Source organism: Gracilibacillus lacisalsi DSM 19029 (assembly GCF_000377765.1).
In the GTDB taxonomy this organism is placed as follows: domain Bacteria; phylum Bacillota; class Bacilli; order Bacillales; family Amphibacillaceae; genus Gracilibacillus; species Gracilibacillus lacisalsi.
This window is the reverse complement of record NZ_KB898663.1, coordinates 428,670-445,028: the sequence shown is the minus strand read 5'-3', so window position 1 is coordinate 445,028 and position 16,359 is coordinate 428,670. Positions and strand designations below refer to the sequence as shown.

At 37.4% G+C, this 16,359-nt stretch carries 18 protein-coding genes and 1 tRNA gene; 15 read left to right on the top strand and 4 right to left on the bottom strand.

All coding sequences use genetic code 11. The annotated features are described in order from the left end of the window. Nucleotides 1–162: 162 nt before the first annotated feature. A complete protein-coding gene (gene zupT / locus D569_RS0104620) occupies nt 163–969 on the top strand; it encodes a zinc transporter ZupT (RefSeq protein ID WP_018931233.1) in 807 nt (268 codons plus the stop codon). Nucleotides 970–1,119: 150 nt separating this feature from the next. Here zupT and D569_RS24285 read toward each other — a convergent pair whose 3' ends face one another. Beyond that, nucleotides 1,120–1,254 carry a lmo0937 family membrane protein gene (locus D569_RS24285; protein ID WP_018931232.1) on the bottom strand — a complete coding sequence of 45 codons (135 nt, stop codon included), beginning with the start codon at nt 1,252–1,254 and terminating at the stop codon, nt 1,120–1,122. A gap of 169 nt (nt 1,255–1,423) precedes the next feature. Between D569_RS24285 and D569_RS0104610 the strand changes: the two genes are divergently transcribed. From D569_RS0104610 to D569_RS0104595, 4 genes are all read left to right on the top strand, one after another. Continuing rightward, nucleotides 1,424–1,497 (top strand) — tRNA-Gly (locus D569_RS0104610). Between the two features lie 183 nt (nt 1,498–1,680). Further along, nucleotides 1,681–3,381 carry an ABC-ATPase domain-containing protein gene (locus tag D569_RS0104605; protein ID WP_018931231.1) on the top strand — a complete coding sequence of 567 codons (1,701 nt, stop codon included), beginning with the start codon at nt 1,681–1,683 and terminating at the stop codon, nt 3,379–3,381. A 13-nt stretch (nt 3,382–3,394) separates the two neighbouring features. After that, nucleotides 3,395–4,540 carry a tRNA epoxyqueuosine(34) reductase QueG gene (gene queG, locus D569_RS0104600; protein WP_018931230.1) on the top strand — a complete coding sequence of 382 codons (1,146 nt, stop codon included), beginning with the start codon at nt 3,395–3,397 and terminating at the stop codon, nt 4,538–4,540. 10 nt (nt 4,541–4,550) lie between these two features. Beyond that, complete coding sequence (locus D569_RS0104595) at nt 4,551–5,063, top strand: methylated-DNA--[protein]-cysteine S-methyltransferase (RefSeq protein WP_018931229.1); 513 nt, start codon at nt 4,551–4,553, stop codon at nt 5,061–5,063. Between the two features lie 20 nt (nt 5,064–5,083). Here D569_RS0104595 and D569_RS24280 read toward each other — a convergent pair whose 3' ends face one another. After that, nucleotides 5,084–5,227 (bottom strand): hypothetical protein, encoded by a 144-nt coding sequence (locus tag D569_RS24280; RefSeq protein WP_018931228.1) that lies wholly within the window; start codon nt 5,225–5,227, stop codon nt 5,084–5,086. Between the two features lie 261 nt (nt 5,228–5,488). Further along, nucleotides 5,489–5,794 carry a hypothetical protein gene (locus tag D569_RS0104585; protein ID WP_018931227.1) on the bottom strand — a complete coding sequence of 102 codons (306 nt, stop codon included), beginning with the start codon at nt 5,792–5,794 and terminating at the stop codon, nt 5,489–5,491. Between the two features lie 296 nt (nt 5,795–6,090). On the opposite strand from D569_RS0104585, the gene D569_RS0104580 reads away from it, so the two are divergent. The 6 genes from D569_RS0104580 (at nt 6,091) to D569_RS0104555 (ending at nt 11,492) form a co-directional block, all read left to right on the top strand. Next, nucleotides 6,091–6,942 (top strand): amidase domain-containing protein, encoded by an 852-nt coding sequence (locus tag D569_RS0104580; RefSeq protein ID WP_018931226.1) that lies wholly within the window; start codon nt 6,091–6,093, stop codon nt 6,940–6,942. Nucleotides 6,943–6,992: 50 nt separating this feature from the next. Further along, nucleotides 6,993–7,466, top strand: a complete 474-nt coding sequence (gene trmL / locus D569_RS0104575; protein WP_018931225.1) for a tRNA (uridine(34)/cytosine(34)/5-carboxymethylaminomethyluridine(34)-2'-O)-methyltransferase TrmL — start codon at nt 6,993–6,995, stop codon at nt 7,464–7,466. Between the two features lie 210 nt (nt 7,467–7,676). Further along, nucleotides 7,677–8,333, top strand: coding sequence for an HD domain-containing protein (locus D569_RS0104570; RefSeq protein ID WP_018931224.1), 657 nt, complete (start codon nt 7,677–7,679; stop codon nt 8,331–8,333). Nucleotides 8,334–8,349: 16 nt separating this feature from the next. Next, a complete protein-coding gene (locus D569_RS0104565; RefSeq protein ID WP_018931223.1) occupies nt 8,350–8,943 on the top strand; it encodes a histidine phosphatase family protein in 594 nt (197 codons plus the stop codon). Between the two features lie 154 nt (nt 8,944–9,097). Further along, complete coding sequence (locus D569_RS0104560) at nt 9,098–9,448, top strand: ArsR/SmtB family transcription factor (protein ID WP_018931222.1); 351 nt, start codon at nt 9,098–9,100, stop codon at nt 9,446–9,448. After that, on the top strand, nt 9,420–11,492 hold the full coding sequence (locus D569_RS0104555; RefSeq protein ID WP_033404587.1) for a heavy metal translocating P-type ATPase: 2,073 nt from the start codon (nt 9,420–9,422) through the stop codon (nt 11,490–11,492). The genes D569_RS0104560 and D569_RS0104555 overlap by 29 nt, the downstream gene beginning before the upstream one ends. 61 nt (nt 11,493–11,553) lie before the next feature. Here D569_RS0104555 and D569_RS0104550 read toward each other — a convergent pair whose 3' ends face one another. Continuing rightward, a complete protein-coding gene (locus D569_RS0104550) occupies nt 11,554–12,273 on the bottom strand; it encodes a metallophosphoesterase family protein (RefSeq protein WP_018931220.1) in 720 nt (239 codons plus the stop codon). Nucleotides 12,274–12,456: 183 nt separating this feature from the next. On the opposite strand from D569_RS0104550, the gene D569_RS0104545 reads away from it, so the two are divergent. From D569_RS0104545 to D569_RS0104525, 4 genes are all read left to right on the top strand, one after another. Then, on the top strand, nt 12,457–12,900 hold the full coding sequence (locus D569_RS0104545; RefSeq protein ID WP_018931219.1) for a DUF5392 family protein: 444 nt from the start codon (nt 12,457–12,459) through the stop codon (nt 12,898–12,900). Between the two features lie 680 nt (nt 12,901–13,580). Continuing rightward, the gene (locus D569_RS0104535; protein ID WP_018931217.1) at nt 13,581–14,699 is read left to right on the top strand and encodes a glycosyltransferase family 1 protein; all 1,119 of its coding nucleotides are present in this window, start codon (nt 13,581–13,583) and stop codon (nt 14,697–14,699) included. A 98-nt stretch (nt 14,700–14,797) separates the two neighbouring features. After that, nucleotides 14,798–15,136, top strand: a complete 339-nt coding sequence (locus tag D569_RS0104530; protein ID WP_018931216.1) for a helix-turn-helix domain-containing protein — start codon at nt 14,798–14,800, stop codon at nt 15,134–15,136. A 155-nt stretch (nt 15,137–15,291) separates the two neighbouring features. Continuing rightward, nucleotides 15,292–16,296 (top strand): glycosyltransferase family protein, encoded by a 1,005-nt coding sequence (locus tag D569_RS0104525; RefSeq protein WP_018931215.1) that lies wholly within the window; start codon nt 15,292–15,294, stop codon nt 16,294–16,296. Nucleotides 16,297–16,359: the final 63 nt, after the last annotated feature.

The window sequence follows — 16,359 nt, the reverse complement described above, 5'->3', positions numbered from 1 at the left end:
AGTATTATTTTTCCCATGAGAAACTTTTTGAATATTTGGGCATATATATAATTGAGTCCTTTGAACAGTCGCCCGTAAGCTCCTCACTTCCAGAACAGGGAGACAACGGACGCTATGGAAGTCTTGCTCTATTATAGTTTGCATAGGAGAGGTGTACAGCTAATGGAATTAGAAGGGGTAGCGTTGGCGTTTAGTTTGACCTTACTAGCAGGTTTGGCAACAGGGGTTGGAAGCATATTAGCATTTTTTACGTCTAATACAAATACGAAATTTTTGTCCTGGGCATTAGGTTTTTCAGCTGGTGTGATGATCTATGTCTCAATGGTAGAAATTTTTGTGAAAGCACAAGACTCATTAGTTGGCGAATTAGGGGAAACAACAGGTAGCTGGTTGACCGTCATCGGATTTTTTGCAGGTATGATTTTAATAGCATTAATTGATAAATTTATTCCCAAACAGGGTAATCCACACGAATTGAAAAAAGTAGAGGATATGAACAAAAATCCAAATGGTGATGGCAATTTATTAAAAATGGGTACGTTCACAGCACTAGCTATTGCCATTCATAACTTTCCTGAAGGGATTGCTACTTTCACAGCTGCCTTACAAGATCCAGGTTTAGGGGTTGCCATTGCGGTTGCCATAGCAATTCACAATATTCCAGAGGGGATTGCGGTCTCGGTGCCAATTTATTTTTCGACAGGAGATAAGAAGAAAGCATTTAAATTGTCCTTTTTGTCAGGATTAGCTGAACCAATTGGAGCATTAGCCGCCTTTCTATTTTTAATGCCTTTTCTATCAGATGTGTTGTTTGGTATGATATTTGCAGCCGTTGCTGGAATTATGGTATTTATCTCTTTAGATGAATTACTGCCAGCAGCTAAGAAATACGATGAAGCACATACATCTATATACGGTCTTATTACAGGAATGGCAGTAATGGCATTAAGTTTATTATTGTTCATTTAAAAAAACGGGGAGGTTCCCCGTTTTTTAAATAAACTGAAGAAAGTATATAACCATTGATATCACAACTTTTAAGGATAAGTAATAAAATATGAAAAGTGTGATGTTAACATGTCATAAAAGGACCGGGGCTGGTTTTGTCCTGCATTGCTGCTAATTCCTTATCATTCTTGCAATAAAAACTACAAGCGCAATGACTAAAAGAATGTGAATTAGACCACCTGCAATTTCAAACAAGAACCCGATAATCCATGCTAACAATAAAATTCCTATAATGGTCCAAATCATGAAGTCCACTCCTTTTTTCACATGTTACGTATAAAATACCCAATATCGACAATAATAAACTTTTTTCGAAAAAATGTTGCAATCATAGAAGTAGCTTGTTATAATAATCAACGTGGTTTCGTTAAGAGATTGTTAACTGTTTTTAATAAATTGTTAATAAATTATAGATGCGGGTGTAGTTTAGAGGTAAAACCTCAGCCTTCCAAGCTGATGTCGAGGGTTCGATTCCCTTCACCCGCTCCATACATAGGGTTGAACGTAGTGTTTCGTTTTTTAATGAAGCATTACGTTTTTTTATTTTATCAAATGATCTATCCAAAAGAATTACGACAAATTAAGTTAGAGTCTGATTAAAACACTTGCGCATTACTGTTTACAACTTGTATTGTAGAGAATGAATAACAATATTTAAGAGGGGTAAATATTATGAAGAAGTTACAACAACTCTTACAAAATATAGATGGAAAAGGTTATAAAGCTTATAAATCAATTCAAGGAAGTTATTCCTTCCACCGTTATGAAGTAGGTGTGGACTATGTACAGGGTGATCCCTTTGCCTCACCTTCGAAAATCCGTATTGTGATACCAGATGTCTATCGTCCAATTAAAGATGAATGGAAGCAATCCAAACAAAGAAACATATATGTAGCTGATCATATTGCCCGTTCGGTAGCGAAGGCGATTAAGAAAGAATCCAACCAACCAAAAGGATCTGGTAAAAGCGGATTAATCCATATTGACCAGCCCGGTCAGGAAATTCTCGAACGGACAGCAGTTCAAATAAAAAAAGATAAAACAATTATTTGTTTATCAGTTGGTTTGCCAGCAAACGGTCGCCGTATTAATGGTAAAGAAGCAGAAAAATTATTTTTTACAATTTTACCTTCGATTTTAAAAAACTCAATTTTCTCTATTCAAGATGATGAATTAACAAAAAGTGTTCAATTAGCAGATCAACATACTGCTATTAGAGAGAAAATGAAGGAAAATAACTGGATTGCTTTTGTTGCAGATGGTGCCATACTTCCACGTGAAAGTGGTGTAAGCAACCGTCCATTAAGAAAAGCAGTACCTTTTGAAAGTCCTCAAGAAAACCGAGTGGAAATTAAGCTACCACATCGTGAGGAAGCTTTAACAGGTATGGCAATCAAGAAAGGTATAAGTCTGATTGTAGGTGGCGGCTATCATGGTAAAAGTACGTTATTGCAAGCGTTGGAACGTGGTGTTTATCATCATATTCGCGGTGATGGGCGGGAGTATGTGCTAACTGATCCTGACGCAGTGAAAATAAGAGCGGAGGATGGCAGACAGGTTACATCGGTTAATATTTCTGCTTTTATTAATGATCTGCCTCATGGACAGACGACAACAAAATTTACGACAGAGAATGCCAGTGGCAGTACCTCACAAGCTACAAATGTAGTGGAAGCAATTGAAGCCGGGGCGACAACCTTGTTGATTGATGAAGATACAAGTGCGACAAATTTTATGATACGTGATGCACGTATGCAAGCACTTGTTCACCAAGATAAAGAACCGATTACACCTTTTGTCGATAAAATTAAACAATTACGAGATGATTTGGATGTATCCACGATTTTAGTAATGGGTGGTTCTGGTGATTACTTTGATGTGGCAGATCAGGTCATCATGATGGATCAATATAAACCATTTAATGTAACAGAAAAAGCTCGAGAAATTGTGGAACATCAGCCGGTATCCCGACAGTCGGTTACGGACAAACTGGCAAGTGATATGAATCAACGGATCTTTTTACCACCAAGTTTAAACTTACAAAAAGGGAAAAAGAAAAAAGTCCAAGCAAAAGGTTTATATACAGTTCTCATGGGCACGTCAACAATTCAGCTTGATGATGTGGAGCAGTTAGTTGATGCTTCCCAAATTCGAGCAATTGCAGAACTAATACGTTATATGGAAGCAAAAGGGTCGTTAGAGCAAGGAAAATCTTTAACTGCATTGCTTGACGATATCGAGCATGTAATGGATCAAGATGGCTTACAAGCTTTTGCACCTTTCCCGAATCAACACCCAGGTGATTTAGCTAGACCGAGGCGATTTGAAATTGCGGCATGTTTAAACCGTATGAGAACGGCAAAAGTTCAATAAGGAGGTGAGTGTAATGGCATATCAACAGCTAAAAGAAGAGTTAATCACTTATAGTAAAGAAATTGGTATCGACAAAATCGGTTTTGCCAGTGTAGAACCTTTCGCTGAATTTAAATCAAGGCTAGAGGAACAGCAAGCACTAGGCTATGCTTCAGGTTTTGAAAAAGGAACGAATGAAGAAAGAACAGAACCGGAACGATTAATGCCAGGTGCAGAGTCGATTATTGCCATTGCACTTGCCTATCCAACAAGAATTAAAAACGATCCGAAAAGTGTCAAAGGGGATCGCCGCGGTTTTTTCGCCCGTGCATCGTGGGGAACAGATTATCATATCGTTTTAAAAGAAAAATTAGATAAGCTAGCTTCCTTTTTACAGGAAAAAGTGCCAGGCTTTCAATTTAGTTCAATGGTTGATACAGGAGAATTGTCTGATCGAGCGGTGGCAGAGCGGGCCGGTATTGGGTTCAGTGGTAGCAATACGTTAATCATTTCACCGGAGTATGGGTCTTATATTTATTTAGGTGAAATGATTACCAATATTCCTTTTCCAGCTGATCAACCACTTGATGAGGGGTGTGGGACTTGTACGAAATGTATTGATGCTTGTCCAACAGGTGCACTCGTCGAGCCGGGAAGATTAAATGCGCAGCAATGTCTCGCATTTCTCACCCAAACGAAAGGTTTTATGCCAGATGAACATCGAGAAAAGCTGGGAAACTACATCTATGGCTATGAAACCTGCCAGGTTGTCTGCCCGTATAATAAAGGAGTAGATTTCCACCATCATGAAGAGTTTGAGCCTGATCCAGATCTAGTAAAACCACGACTTGTCGATTTGCTAGCTGTTTCTAACCGAGAATTCAAAGAAAAATTCGGGAAAATGGCCGGTTCGTGGCGTGGAAAGAAACCACTGCAACGTAATGCCATTCTTGCCTTAGCTCATTATAAGGAGTCATCAGCTATCGATACGTTAATCAAGTTAATGAATGAGGACCCACGTCCTGTCATCCGTGGAACAGCAGCATGGGCAATCGGTAAAATTGGAGAAGAAAGAGGATTCCGTGCCATCGAACAAGCAATGCAGCGAGAAAAAGAACCAGAAGTTATAGAAGAGATGGAAAAAGGTTTACAATTCGAATCTATATCAACCAATAAATAGGAGGTTCTGTATGAATGCATTAAACTATTATCCGTATAATTCACCACTTGGCACTCTATTACTCGTAAGTTATGATCAGCATCTTATTTTCATTAAATTTGGGACGATGAAGGAGAATGAACAGGAAATTATTGCTTGGGCTGAAAAACATGCTTTACCTACTAAATTAGTAGAATCAAAGGAAGCATTGCAAGAGACAATCAGCCAATTGACCCAATATTTTAACGGGGAGCGAAAGACCTTTTCAATACCGTATAAATTTTATGGTACGCCTTTTCAACAAAAGGTATGGCAAGCATTGGCCAAAGTAGAGTATGGTAAAACATGTTCTTATCTGGATATCGCTAAAAGTGTTGATTCACCGAAAGCAGTACGAGCTGTTGGAGGTGCGAATAACAAAAATCCGATTTCCATCATTATTCCTTGCCATCGCGTGATTGGAAAAAACGGTAAGTTAATCGGTTACGGTGGTGGCTTGAACAAAAAAGAATATTTACTAGAATTAGAGAGGGCGGAAGTTTGATCTTCCGCCCTTATATCATTTTATTCTGCAGCTTCGTCTTCAGATGTCTCAGTAGTTTCTTCCGTTTGATCTTCTGTGTCACTTTCATCATCTTCAGCACAAGCAGTAAGCCCGCCAAATGCTAAGAAAGCAACAGCTAAAAGAGATAGCCATTTTTTCTTCATCCGTAATCCCTCCTTCAAATTCCATTCTAAAAATCCATATGGTAAATTACAACTGAAAATACCATATATTAACTAAAATTTATATTATTTACATAGGCTTAATATTAATAAATTAATAGGATAGAAGAAACCTAATCCATATTGTTTACAGCTATTATCGAGGAATAAGTGTGTGATTTTAATAAAAATGAAAGTGATTAACAAGAACAGAACGCTTGGATATTTTTATCCAAGCGTTCTGTGTTTACTTATTTAGTATTATTATTCTAACTCAACGTCGCCGTCCATTTCACCTTCAGCTCCGGTATCGTCTCCACTATCTTCTTCCATTGGTGCCTCTTCATCCGCTGGCGCTTCCTCATCAGCAGCAGGGTCATCTTCTGGCGCTGGCGCCTCTTCCTCAGTAGCAGGATCATCTTCTGGCATTGGCGCCTCCTCGTCCGCTGGCGCTTGATCTTCCATTGGCGCATCTTCTGCAGGATCAGGACCTTCATCCTCACCACAAGCTGCTAAACCACCAACTGTCAGTACTGACATTCCTATCAATGATAATATTTTTTTCTTCATGTTTAATTCCTCCTTATTGTATGTTCACAAATCGTATTCCCAAGGAGTAAACGTATTAATCATAAAAAAACCACATTTAATATAATGGTAATGACATAAAAATATAGTAATAGATTTGAAAATTTACTGAAATACAGAAACAATCGTGTAAACTCTCCATTTGATTGAAAGGATAAGTTTCGTTGTGGTTGTAGGGGGATAAAAACTTCCACTGATACAAGGGTTAATGATGTTGCGTCATTTCTAGACTAATTGCAACTCTTGTGAATATACATGGAATCAGGGAGGGGATTGTTTTGTCAGAATGGGAGTTAATTAAAAATCATTGGAAAGAAAACTGGAATCGGAGCGAGCATTCTCTTCATAAAAAACAACAGCTGCACAGAAAACATGGCAAAAGGATTAATCATATAGATCTAATAGGCAAAAAGCGAGATACAACTACTAATGGTGAGCGCTCTGAAATAACGTATCACTTGTATATCAAATTGTTTATTGAGGATCAAGATAATTTTTACCATGAGGAAGTGGTAGAGCACCGTATTGCCACGATAGAGAATGGTGAAATCGTAGGGGATAAGGAAATTTCATTTCTCCCAGTTTTAAAACCAGAGAAGGTTGAAGCTGGACAACACTCTGTTCGATTTGCATATGATCGCAGAGCGGCAGTGCAATATGCAGAACGATGGTGGAACGACGCTAATCCTGCCTATCGTTTTTTTGAAGATAATGACTGTACGAACTATATCTCGCAATGTCTAAGAGCTGGCGGTGCTCCGATGCATGGTGCGCCCAATCGTTCAAAAGGCTGGTGGTATCAACAAGATAATTGGAGTTTTAGTTGGTCAGTAGCAAATGCTTTAAGATGGTATTTAAGTGGATCGACAACAGGGTTAAAGGGAAAAGAACTTGATAATCCAGAAGATCTTTTGCTCGGAGATGTGATTTGTTATGACTTTCAAGGAGATGGCAGATGGGATCATAATACGATTGTGGTTGCTAAAGATAGTCAAAATATGCCGTTAGTAAATGCTCATACCAATAACAGCCGTCATCGGTACTGGACTTATGAAGATTCAGCAGCATGGACACCAAATTGCCAATATCGTTTTTTTCGAATAGGAGAGGAAGATCGTGCAAATGATTAATATTATGGTATAATGACTAAGTTAATAAGCAATATATGAGGTGAAATACATTGGCAGTCCATGTCGTTTTATATCAACCAGAGATCCCAGCAAATACGGGAAATATAGCAAGAACTTGTTTGGCAACAAATGTTCATTTACACTTAATTCGACCACTCGGTTTTTCTACCGATGATAAGATGTTACGACGTGCCGGTTTGGATTACTGGCATGATGTTTCGATTAATTATTATGATTCATTGGATGAATTATATGAAACATTTCCGAATGCTGAATTTTATTATATCGAAAACTTTGGAACAAAATATTATTCGGACTTTGATTTTAGTGACAGTGAAAAAGATTTGTTTTTCGTTTTTGGCCGTGAAACTAACGGCATTCCGAAAGAACTGTTAGAAGGAAAAGAAGATCGTTGTCTTCGCATTCATATGACAGATAAGGTTCGTTCGTTGAATTTATCTAATACGGCAGCAATTATCGTCTATGATGTTTTGAAACAACAAGGTTTTCCTGGCTTAGATTAACCACAGCATAAATTGTTGTGGTTTTTTGAGTATTGGAAAAACAATTACCGGGAAACCTCTCAATTTATTTGATAGATTTCCCCGTAATTTCCTTATTACCGGGAAAACGCACCTATTTCATAGACACTTTTCCCGGTTAAATCATCTTTACGGGGAAATCCTACAATTTCATTCAGCAGTTTTCCCGATAAACTTCATGGAGGTGATAAAATGGAACAGGGAACAGTAATCCAAAAGACAGAAGAGATGGTACGTAAGCAGTTATTAGGTGAAGGATCTGGTCATGATTGGTATCATATTGAACGAGTGACGACTACAGCAAAAAAACTTGCTACTGAAGAAAATGCTGATCTTTTTGTAGTGACACTTGCAGCATTATTACACGATTTAGCAGATGATAAAGTAGTAGAAAGTGAAGAGAAGGGGTTAGCAGCAATTCAAGATTGGCTTGTTCAACATCAGGTAGATCAAGATGTTATCGAACATATTCTAACGATTATAAAGGATATGTCATTTAAAGGCGGTAACAGCAAACAGCTCGACTCAATGGAAGGACAAGTTGTGCAAGATGCAGACAGGTTGGATGCAATTGGAGCAGTTGGGATTGCCCGGTGCTTTGTTTATGCTGGTAAAAAGGGGCAACCAATCTATGATCCAGAAATAGAAGTGCGAGAACAAATGACAACAGAAGAGTACCGTCAAGGTAAAACAAGTGCGATTCATCATTTCTATGAAAAACTGTTGAAATTAAAAGATTTGATGAATACAAAAGCAGGATATCGTTTAGCACAAGAAAGACATCTTGTGATGGAACAATTTTTAGATGCTTTTTATCTAGAGGTTGGTGAAGTTAAAAGACCTGAATAATAAAGGAGAGGTTAATTTGACATCGATTTGTTTTGTAAGGCATGGGGAAACAGAATGGAACGCTTTAGGAAAAATTCAAGGACAGACAGATATTCCGTTGAACAACAGTGGCCGTTCGCAAGCCAATGAATGTGGTCGTTACTTACAAGATTTTGAATGGGATGTAATCCTAACAAGTCCCTTACAACGAGCGAAAGAAACAGCAACTATCATCAATAAGTATTTGCACTTACCTTTAATAGAAATGAATGACTTTCGTGAAAGAGGATTTGGCGATGCAGAAGGAATGACATTTCAGGAACGTGCAGAGGTATTCCCGAATGGGAACTATCCTAATCAGGAAAGTATTGAAGCACTTACGGATCGTCTAGTAAATGGATTGCAAAACATACATCAAATACATAAAGAAAAGAAAGTGCTCCTTGTCGCTCATGGCGCAGTAATTAATGCGATTTTATCCAATTTTTCAGACGGGGAAATCGGGTCAGGAAAGACCAGACTTGTTAACGGCTGTATTAATCATATCGGATGGATAGAAGAAACTTGGAAAATTAAGAGCTATAATCAGACAGAACATCTAACAGCGTTTAGTGAAAAAGGCAGTGTATGAAACTGGCTTGGCTCTGGAGTAGAATAGAGAAAAAAAAGAAGTAAGTTCACATCTATTAAACAAGCCAATTGATTTTAAGGTAGTGACATTCACTACTTTTTATCATATACTATATTCAAACAATCAAATGAATGTTTGAATGAGGTGTCGATAAATGAAATGTGAAACATATTGTTATGATGAAGCAGTTGTGGCGCGTGTGCAACCGAAAATAGAACAACTTTCAGGTGTCGAAATGATTTTTAAAGCATTATCTGATGCGACACGGTTAAAGATCACCTATGCATTAACATTAGAAAAAGAACTATGTGTATGTGATGTAGCGAATATTATTGGATCTTCGACAGCAACTGCATCTCATCATTTGCGAATGCTCCGCAATATGGGGTTGGCAAAATATCGTAAGGAAGGAAAGCTTGTTTTTTATTCATTAAAAGATGATCATGTACGTCAACTTGTGACGATCGCAAAAGCACATGCGGAAGAAGGTGTTCGTGTTGGCTGAGAAACAAGTCTTTCGCCTTCAAGGTTTATCATGTACCAACTGTGCTGCTACGTTTGAGAAAAATGTCCGTAATATTAAAAGTGTGGATGATGTAAATGTTAATTTTTCTGCTGCAAAATTAACCGTTTATGGTAATGCTACCATCAAACAGTTAGAAGAAGCAGGGGCTTTTGACCATATTAAAGTGTATCCTGAAAAAACGAAAGCACCGACTATTCCTTTTTACCAAAAAAGAGAAAACCAGTTAACGATGCTTTCTTTATTATTAGTCATGATTGGCTATGTCTTCTATTTCCAAATCGGTGAGCATCATGCTTTAACAATTGGAACCTTTCTAATGGCCATTATCATTGGTGGTTATGATCTGATCAAAACAGGAAGTAGAAACTTGCTGAAACTCCAGTTTGACATGAAAACATTAATGACAATTGCCGTGATTGGCGCAGCGATTATTGGCGAATGGGCAGAGGCAGCGGTTGTTGTTTTCCTTTTTGCTTTGAGTGAAGCACTGGAAGGTTATTCGATGGATAAGGCACGAAATTCGATCCAATCCTTAATGGATGTTGCACCAAATCGAGCAACCATAAAAAGAGATAATCAACTAATTGAAATCGATGTTGAAGATGTGCGAATTGGAGATACGATGATTGTTAAGCCTGGAGAAAAAATTGCAATGGACGGTGTTGTGATAGAGGGGAACTCTTACGTTAACCAAGCGGCGATTACGGGTGAATCTGTTCCAGTTGAAAAAGAAGATGGATCAACTGTTTTTGCGGGTTCTATCAATGAGGAAGGTGCATTAGTAGTCGAAGTAACCAAATCAAGTGAGGATACAACGATCGCTAAAATCATTCATTTAGTAGAGGAAGCACAAGCGGAAAAAGCGCCAACTCAACAATTTGTTGATCGTTTTGCGAAATATTACACTCCTGCGATTATGATATTAGCTTTGCTTGTGATCGTTATCCCAACAATCTTTGGCGCAGACTGGCAGACATGGATTTATAATGGGTTAGCTGTGTTAGTTGTTGGTTGTCCATGTGCACTGGTCATTTCGACACCGGTTGCAATTGTGACAGCGATTGGCAATGCAGCGCGAAATGGCGTACTAATCAAAGGTGGAATTCATTTAGAGCAACTAGCAAACATTGAGACTATCGCTTTTGATAAAACAGGAACGCTTACATTAGGTAAACCTATAGTAACAGAAGTAAAAGCTATAAGTATTACTGAAGAAGAATTATTGCAAATAGCAGGCGCACTAGAAGCATACTCTGAACACCCAATAGCTCGTGCGATTCATAACAAAACACAAGGGATGCGGTTGCCAGAAGCAACACAATTTCAATCCTTTACCGGAAAAGGAATCGCAGCGGTGATAAATGGTGTCCGCTATAAAATAGGAAACGCTAAACTGTTTGAAGAGAGCGAACTACCGTCAGTGTCAGCAAATACAGTATTGTATATTGGCACCGATGACGAAGTAATAGGATATGTAACGGTTGCTGATCAGCCTCGACCGAATGTAAAACAACAAATTACTAATCTTCATCGATTAGGGGTAAGTAATACAGTCATGTTAACAGGCGATGTAACGAATGTCGCAGAAGAAATTGGACAAGAAACTGGCGTATCGGAAGTAAAGGCAGAACTTTTTCCCGAAGATAAACTTGCTTATATAAGACAATTAAAACAGACTCACCGTGTGGCGATGGTTGGCGATGGAATCAATGACGCACCATCATTAGCTGAAGCAAATGTTGGTATTGCTATGGGCGGGGCAGGTACGGATGTAGCGTTGGAAACAGCTGATATTGCGTTAATGGGAGATGACTTATCGAAGATTCCTGACTCGATTCACTTAAGTAAGCGAACATTACGGATTATAAAAGCGAACATTTTCTTAGCGCTGTTATTAAAAGTTGTTGCCCTTTTACTTGTGATACCGGGATGGTTAACATTGTGGTTAGCGATATTTGCGGATATGGGAGCGACATTATTGGTCGTTTTAAATGCATTAAGGTTAATGCGAAAAAGAGGATAGATAGGTGCCTCTGTTCACGAGATCATACCACAAAAACTCGTGAACAGGCACTAAAAATCAATTAGTTGCGACCAGAGCGAATAATATTCTGCATCTTTTCTACATTAGGATAGTTAAACTCTTCATATTGCTGGCACACTTTTTCAAGATCATATGGAACTCGCACATGACTTGTTTGTACTTGTCCCGCGACAATATCAATGATTACATAAGAAGCTTTGGCAATCCCGTCAAAAGGTAAACCAACACTACCTAAATTAATAATGGTTTTACCTTCTACTGTACGTTCGTAAGCTTTGTGAATATGGCCATATAAATATAATTCTGCTTCTTTCTTTGTCGTTAATTTTGCTAACAGATCATTGTCCTTCATATTTGGTAAGACCACATCAAATAAACTGTCGGGAGTTGCATGGAAAGCATGAAGCCGGACTCCCTCTTCTTCTAATGTTAATTCTGTTGGCAGAGACTCAAGGTACGAAATTTGCTCTTCATTTAGTTGGCTTCTTATCCATTCTTGTTCTTGCTGCATGGTTTCCAAGGCTTGCTGTGGCACTTCACCTTCTCGAACACCCCTAACAACCCATTGATCAGCATTCCCTTTGATAACATCCGTGTTTAATCCCCGAATTAAGTTTATTGACTTGGATGGTTCAGGTCCACGATAGGCGATATCACCAAGTACGGCAATACGATCAACTTGTTTCTTTTCGATATCATGTAATACTTCTTCCAAAGCTACAGCATTTCCGTGAATGTCCGAAATAAAAGCGAATCTCATTTTATCACCTCATCCCCATCATAAGGTATTATCTTTTGCTAAAGCAAAGATTTTGACGTTCTACAGGTGTGAAACATATAATAGTACTATAGAGATAATTGTCATGAATCCTATACCAATGAAAAAGGTGTAGGTTTTTCTTTTAACAAATTTGGGTATAACTCTAGTAAGGAGGTTATCGTTATGGTTTCGTTTTTTACCAGTAACATTCCCGCATTTATGAAAGGCGAGTTAGAAAAGTTATTTCATAAAATAAATCCTTTAATCAAAAAGAATGCTAAATATATGATGTTTGCTGTTCCGTTATTGTTTATCTCGGTGTTTAACTTAATCTTTTTCTTGTTTTTTGGTGGATTTTCAAATGGTATGGTTGCCGTTGTCGTTGTCTATGCATTGATGGCCGCAGTTGGAATGGCGTTATATAAAGAATCCAAGCACATTAAGAAAAAAATCCAACAATTAGAGATGGAACATATCGTAACTAGAATTGAAAAAAGTGACATCTTAAATGAACACAAAAAGAAAGATTATATTTCTCTCATAAAAGCACAGCCGAAAATGGGGCTACAAACATTTATTAATTTCTTAACAGAAGAAAATGACAGAAGAAAGATGATGGAAGAATAGCGAACAATCAAATAGATAATAAGTAGAAGGATGAGCCATGTTCATCCTTCTATTTTTATATGGAACGTATAAAATCAGCGCAATAACCGTGTTAAACGAAGTAGTTATTTTGAAAGGTTTGATGGATATTGGCAACATTCCAACTAATTACTACGCTTTCCGCGGGCAAAGTAAAAGTCGCTAACTTTATGTTAGTGTTGTAGAGCAGATCTTAACGAAGGCCGCCCATTTTCACTCCTGTGGGAATTGTTTGACCTGAAGATCCACTTTTTCGAGCGGTTTTTGCTCGAAAAAGTTAGCTGAAGGGCAAACCCCACGGAAAGGGAAATGGGCAGCCGGAGTGGTGATCAAGTTGTTCAAATATTTTATCATTACTACCAAAGTAATAATGGACGTCGTTGTTTACCGGTTTTTCTTACTTCCAAATGTTAGTTGACATCCTATTAAAATCATGAGAATATATATTTATGTTCTTTATAGAGAAATGATGTAGTTTTAAAGGTTTGCATAAAAAATGATAGATTCCCACTTTATCACGGTACAAATCATCCGCAAATCTAAGGAGTTCGGAGAGTTAATACCCTTATAAGTTTTGCTAACATACAGTGGGAGATAAAGCCCTGCAATAAAACGATATACATAACCGTTCGTTATAATGAAATGATTGAGGAGGAACAAAGGTGGAAAGTGCACTTCGAATTTTACATGTGGTGGAAAGTATGAACCAAAGTGAGGTAGGAACGATGCTGATGAATGTCTACCGAAACTTGGATCGAAGCAAAGTACAATTTGACTTTTTAACAAATGAAGAAGGAGATTATGATCAGGAAATACATCAGTTAGGCGGTCTTATATACCGTATTCCGTCGATAAAGGAAGCTGGAATAAGGGGTTATCGAAAATCATTACGCCAATTTTTTAAAGGACATCGGTTTTACATTGTTATGCATTCGCATATAAATCAGATGAGTATCTATCCCTTAAGAGCAGCAAAAAGAACAGGGATACCTGTAAGAGTAGCTCATAGTCATCGTACAAAAGGTAACGCAACAGGAACGGTAAAGATGTTAGATGAGATAGCCAGCTCATTAATTCCACTCTATGCCACTCATTTTTTTGCTTCTTCACCTGAAGCGGCAGAATGGTTGTTTAAAAGAAGGGCCAATCAAGCAGAAATCATGTTTAAAGCAATCGATTTAGAGCGTTTTTGTTATTCGCATTCATTGAGAGAGCAAGGAAGGCAGGAACTTGGCATCATCGATAAGGAATTTGTTATTGGTCATATCGGTCGGTTTACTGCCCAAAAAAATTATCATTATTTAATAGAATTATTTGTAGGATTCCGCAGAAGAATTCCGCAATCAAAATTAATATTAGTAGGAGATGGACCTTTACGAGCAGAAATCGAAGCAAAAGTGAAGCAATATCGCATCCAAGATCATGTGATTTTATTAGGAGCGAAAGAAGATTTGGGAAAATGGTTACAAGTATTTGATTTGTTTATTTTCCCTTCTTTATCCGAAGGGTTACCACTAACTCTAGTAGAAGCACAAGGTGCAGGGTTGCCGATTATTGCTTCCGACAGTATATCGAAGGAAGTTGATTTGGGAGTGGGACTAGTTCAATTCATTCCTATAGATAATAAAAGAAAGTGGTTAGAAGCGATGTATGCTGCTTATGAGAACAAAGCTAGAAATCCTATTGCGCCAGAAATATTAATAAATAAAGGATATGATCTAGAGCAAGTAGTTCATCAAACGGAGCAAACGTATTTGCAGCTAAGAGATGATGGCATATAATGTAACACTCCCTTGAGTAAAGGGAGACTATGAGCATCTTAAAGACCCTTAACAATGTGATAAAAAAAGAATATCGATGGGATTGAGGTATTGTAAAAATGATAGGGAATAATATAAACCGAATCAGAAAGAAGAAGAATTTAACTTTATCGGAGTTAGCGGAAAGGTCCGATGTGTCAAAATCTTATTTAAGTAATATCGAACGGAACTTAAATGATAACCCATCTATTCAAATAGTAGAAAAATTAGCAGAAGTATTAGAGGTTGAAGTGGTGACACTGTTAGGAGAAGAAGATCAGCCGTTTACGAATGATGAGGAATGGATCAAGTTTGTCGATAATTTAAAATCCTTAGGAATAACGAAACCAGACTTTGATGAATATCGAATCGTCTTTGAATTCATTAAATGGAAGAACCAAAAGGATGCAAAGAAGTGAAGTAAAAGTGGATATAGACTTCTGCTTGTTTAATAACCAAGTAAGGTACTAGAAATAGTTATAATAAAAAACCAATTACATATACTTGTATGAGAATGGCCAAGAGGTTCAGGCAAGCATTTACGGTGAAAAGTAGATAGAAAGAAGGAATGTTCATGAAAAAAGTGTTAATGATATTTGATCCGTTAGACCTCGGGCTTTCCATTGAACATCAATTATATCTTACCTACCGTCATCTTGAGCCTATATCTGAGATATATGTAAAATTACTCGAGAATGATTCCATGTTTTTACAACATTTAAATAAACAGATAAAGGTAATGCTACCAATCAGTCATGTCCTTTCTTCTACTAGAAAGAATTTCCAAGATCAGCGGAATTGGAGTTATACGTTGCAATCTCATTCAATCCCATTACATATTAGAAAAGCATATTATAATTTTCCATCGTTAGTTCGGTTGTATTGGAAATCTATTAATGAGAGCATAGCGGAAAGTCATATTCATTTTGATGAGGCAGTTAGTTTGTCTTCTGGTATCCCATCCTTTTACTTAAGAGATAAAGTACAAGCTGACAAGAAAATTTATTACTTTCCAATTAGACAGTTCAAAAAGGCTGTAGCACCTGTGATAGGTCGATTACGTCAACAGGATTTGATATACACAGCTTCACAATCCATGTATCGTGAGTTAGCGAAAAATAATCATCAAATAAAGTACTATGCAGATCCTTATTATAAAGAATCACTCTACCGCGTTTTAAAATTAGATGAAGCAACAAGGTATCATCCTCAATATTTATCTGTTTTATCAGCCAATAATCTAAAGTACAGGAGGCATATTGAAGGATTTATTTTTATGATCAAGTACTTTGTAAAACAGCGGATTGCCTTCAAGTGGTATCTTTATGGTGATCATCACAATGAAACAATGATCCGGAATGAGCTCAAAAACCATCAATTAGAGGATTATGTTGTGTTTATTGGTAGTATAGCCAATGTATTTCGATATTTAGAACAAGCTGATCTCTACGTGGAATGGGAGCCACAATCTGCGTTAAATTTTGAAGCTGAAACAATGAAGAAGCCTATCATTTATATGAAAAATGAACCACCTTATTATAATCAACAGATCTTAAAGTTAATAAAAAAATATAAATAAAGTGGCTTTGATTCGACTAGTTTTCACGTAAAAGTCAAAAATTCTACAACTCAATGGACAATT

What these genes read in the sequence shown, in the direction of transcription:
- zupT (WP_018931233.1), top strand. Translation starts at nt 163, where the DNA reads ATGGAATTAGAAGGGGTAGCGTTGGCGTTTAGTTTGACCTTACTAGCA.
- D569_RS24285 (WP_018931232.1), bottom strand. Translation starts at nt 1,254, where the DNA reads ATGATTTGGACCATTATAGGAATTTTATTGTTAGCATGGATTATCGGG.
- D569_RS0104605 (WP_018931231.1), top strand. Translation starts at nt 1,681, where the DNA reads ATGAAGAAGTTACAACAACTCTTACAAAATATAGATGGAAAAGGTTAT.
- queG (WP_018931230.1), top strand. Translation starts at nt 3,395, where the DNA reads ATGGCATATCAACAGCTAAAAGAAGAGTTAATCACTTATAGTAAAGAA.
- D569_RS0104595 (WP_018931229.1), top strand. Translation starts at nt 4,551, where the DNA reads ATGAATGCATTAAACTATTATCCGTATAATTCACCACTTGGCACTCTA.
- D569_RS24280 (WP_018931228.1), bottom strand. Translation starts at nt 5,227, where the DNA reads ATGAAGAAAAAATGGCTATCTCTTTTAGCTGTTGCTTTCTTAGCATTT.
- D569_RS0104585 (WP_018931227.1), bottom strand. Translation starts at nt 5,794, where the DNA reads ATGAAGAAAAAAATATTATCATTGATAGGAATGTCAGTACTGACAGTT.
- D569_RS0104570 (WP_018931224.1), top strand. Translation starts at nt 7,677, where the DNA reads ATGGAACAGGGAACAGTAATCCAAAAGACAGAAGAGATGGTACGTAAG.
- D569_RS0104560 (WP_018931222.1), top strand. Translation starts at nt 9,098, where the DNA reads ATGAAATGTGAAACATATTGTTATGATGAAGCAGTTGTGGCGCGTGTG.
- D569_RS0104555 (WP_033404587.1), top strand. Translation starts at nt 9,420, where the DNA reads ATGCGGAAGAAGGTGTTCGTGTTGGCTGAGAAACAAGTCTTTCGCCTT.
- D569_RS0104550 (WP_018931220.1), bottom strand. Translation starts at nt 12,273, where the DNA reads ATGAGATTCGCTTTTATTTCGGACATTCACGGAAATGCTGTAGCTTTG.
- D569_RS0104545 (WP_018931219.1), top strand. Translation starts at nt 12,457, where the DNA reads ATGGTTTCGTTTTTTACCAGTAACATTCCCGCATTTATGAAAGGCGAG.
- D569_RS0104530 (WP_018931216.1), top strand. Translation starts at nt 14,798, where the DNA reads ATGATAGGGAATAATATAAACCGAATCAGAAAGAAGAAGAATTTAACT.
- D569_RS0104525 (WP_018931215.1), top strand. Translation starts at nt 15,292, where the DNA reads ATGAAAAAAGTGTTAATGATATTTGATCCGTTAGACCTCGGGCTTTCC.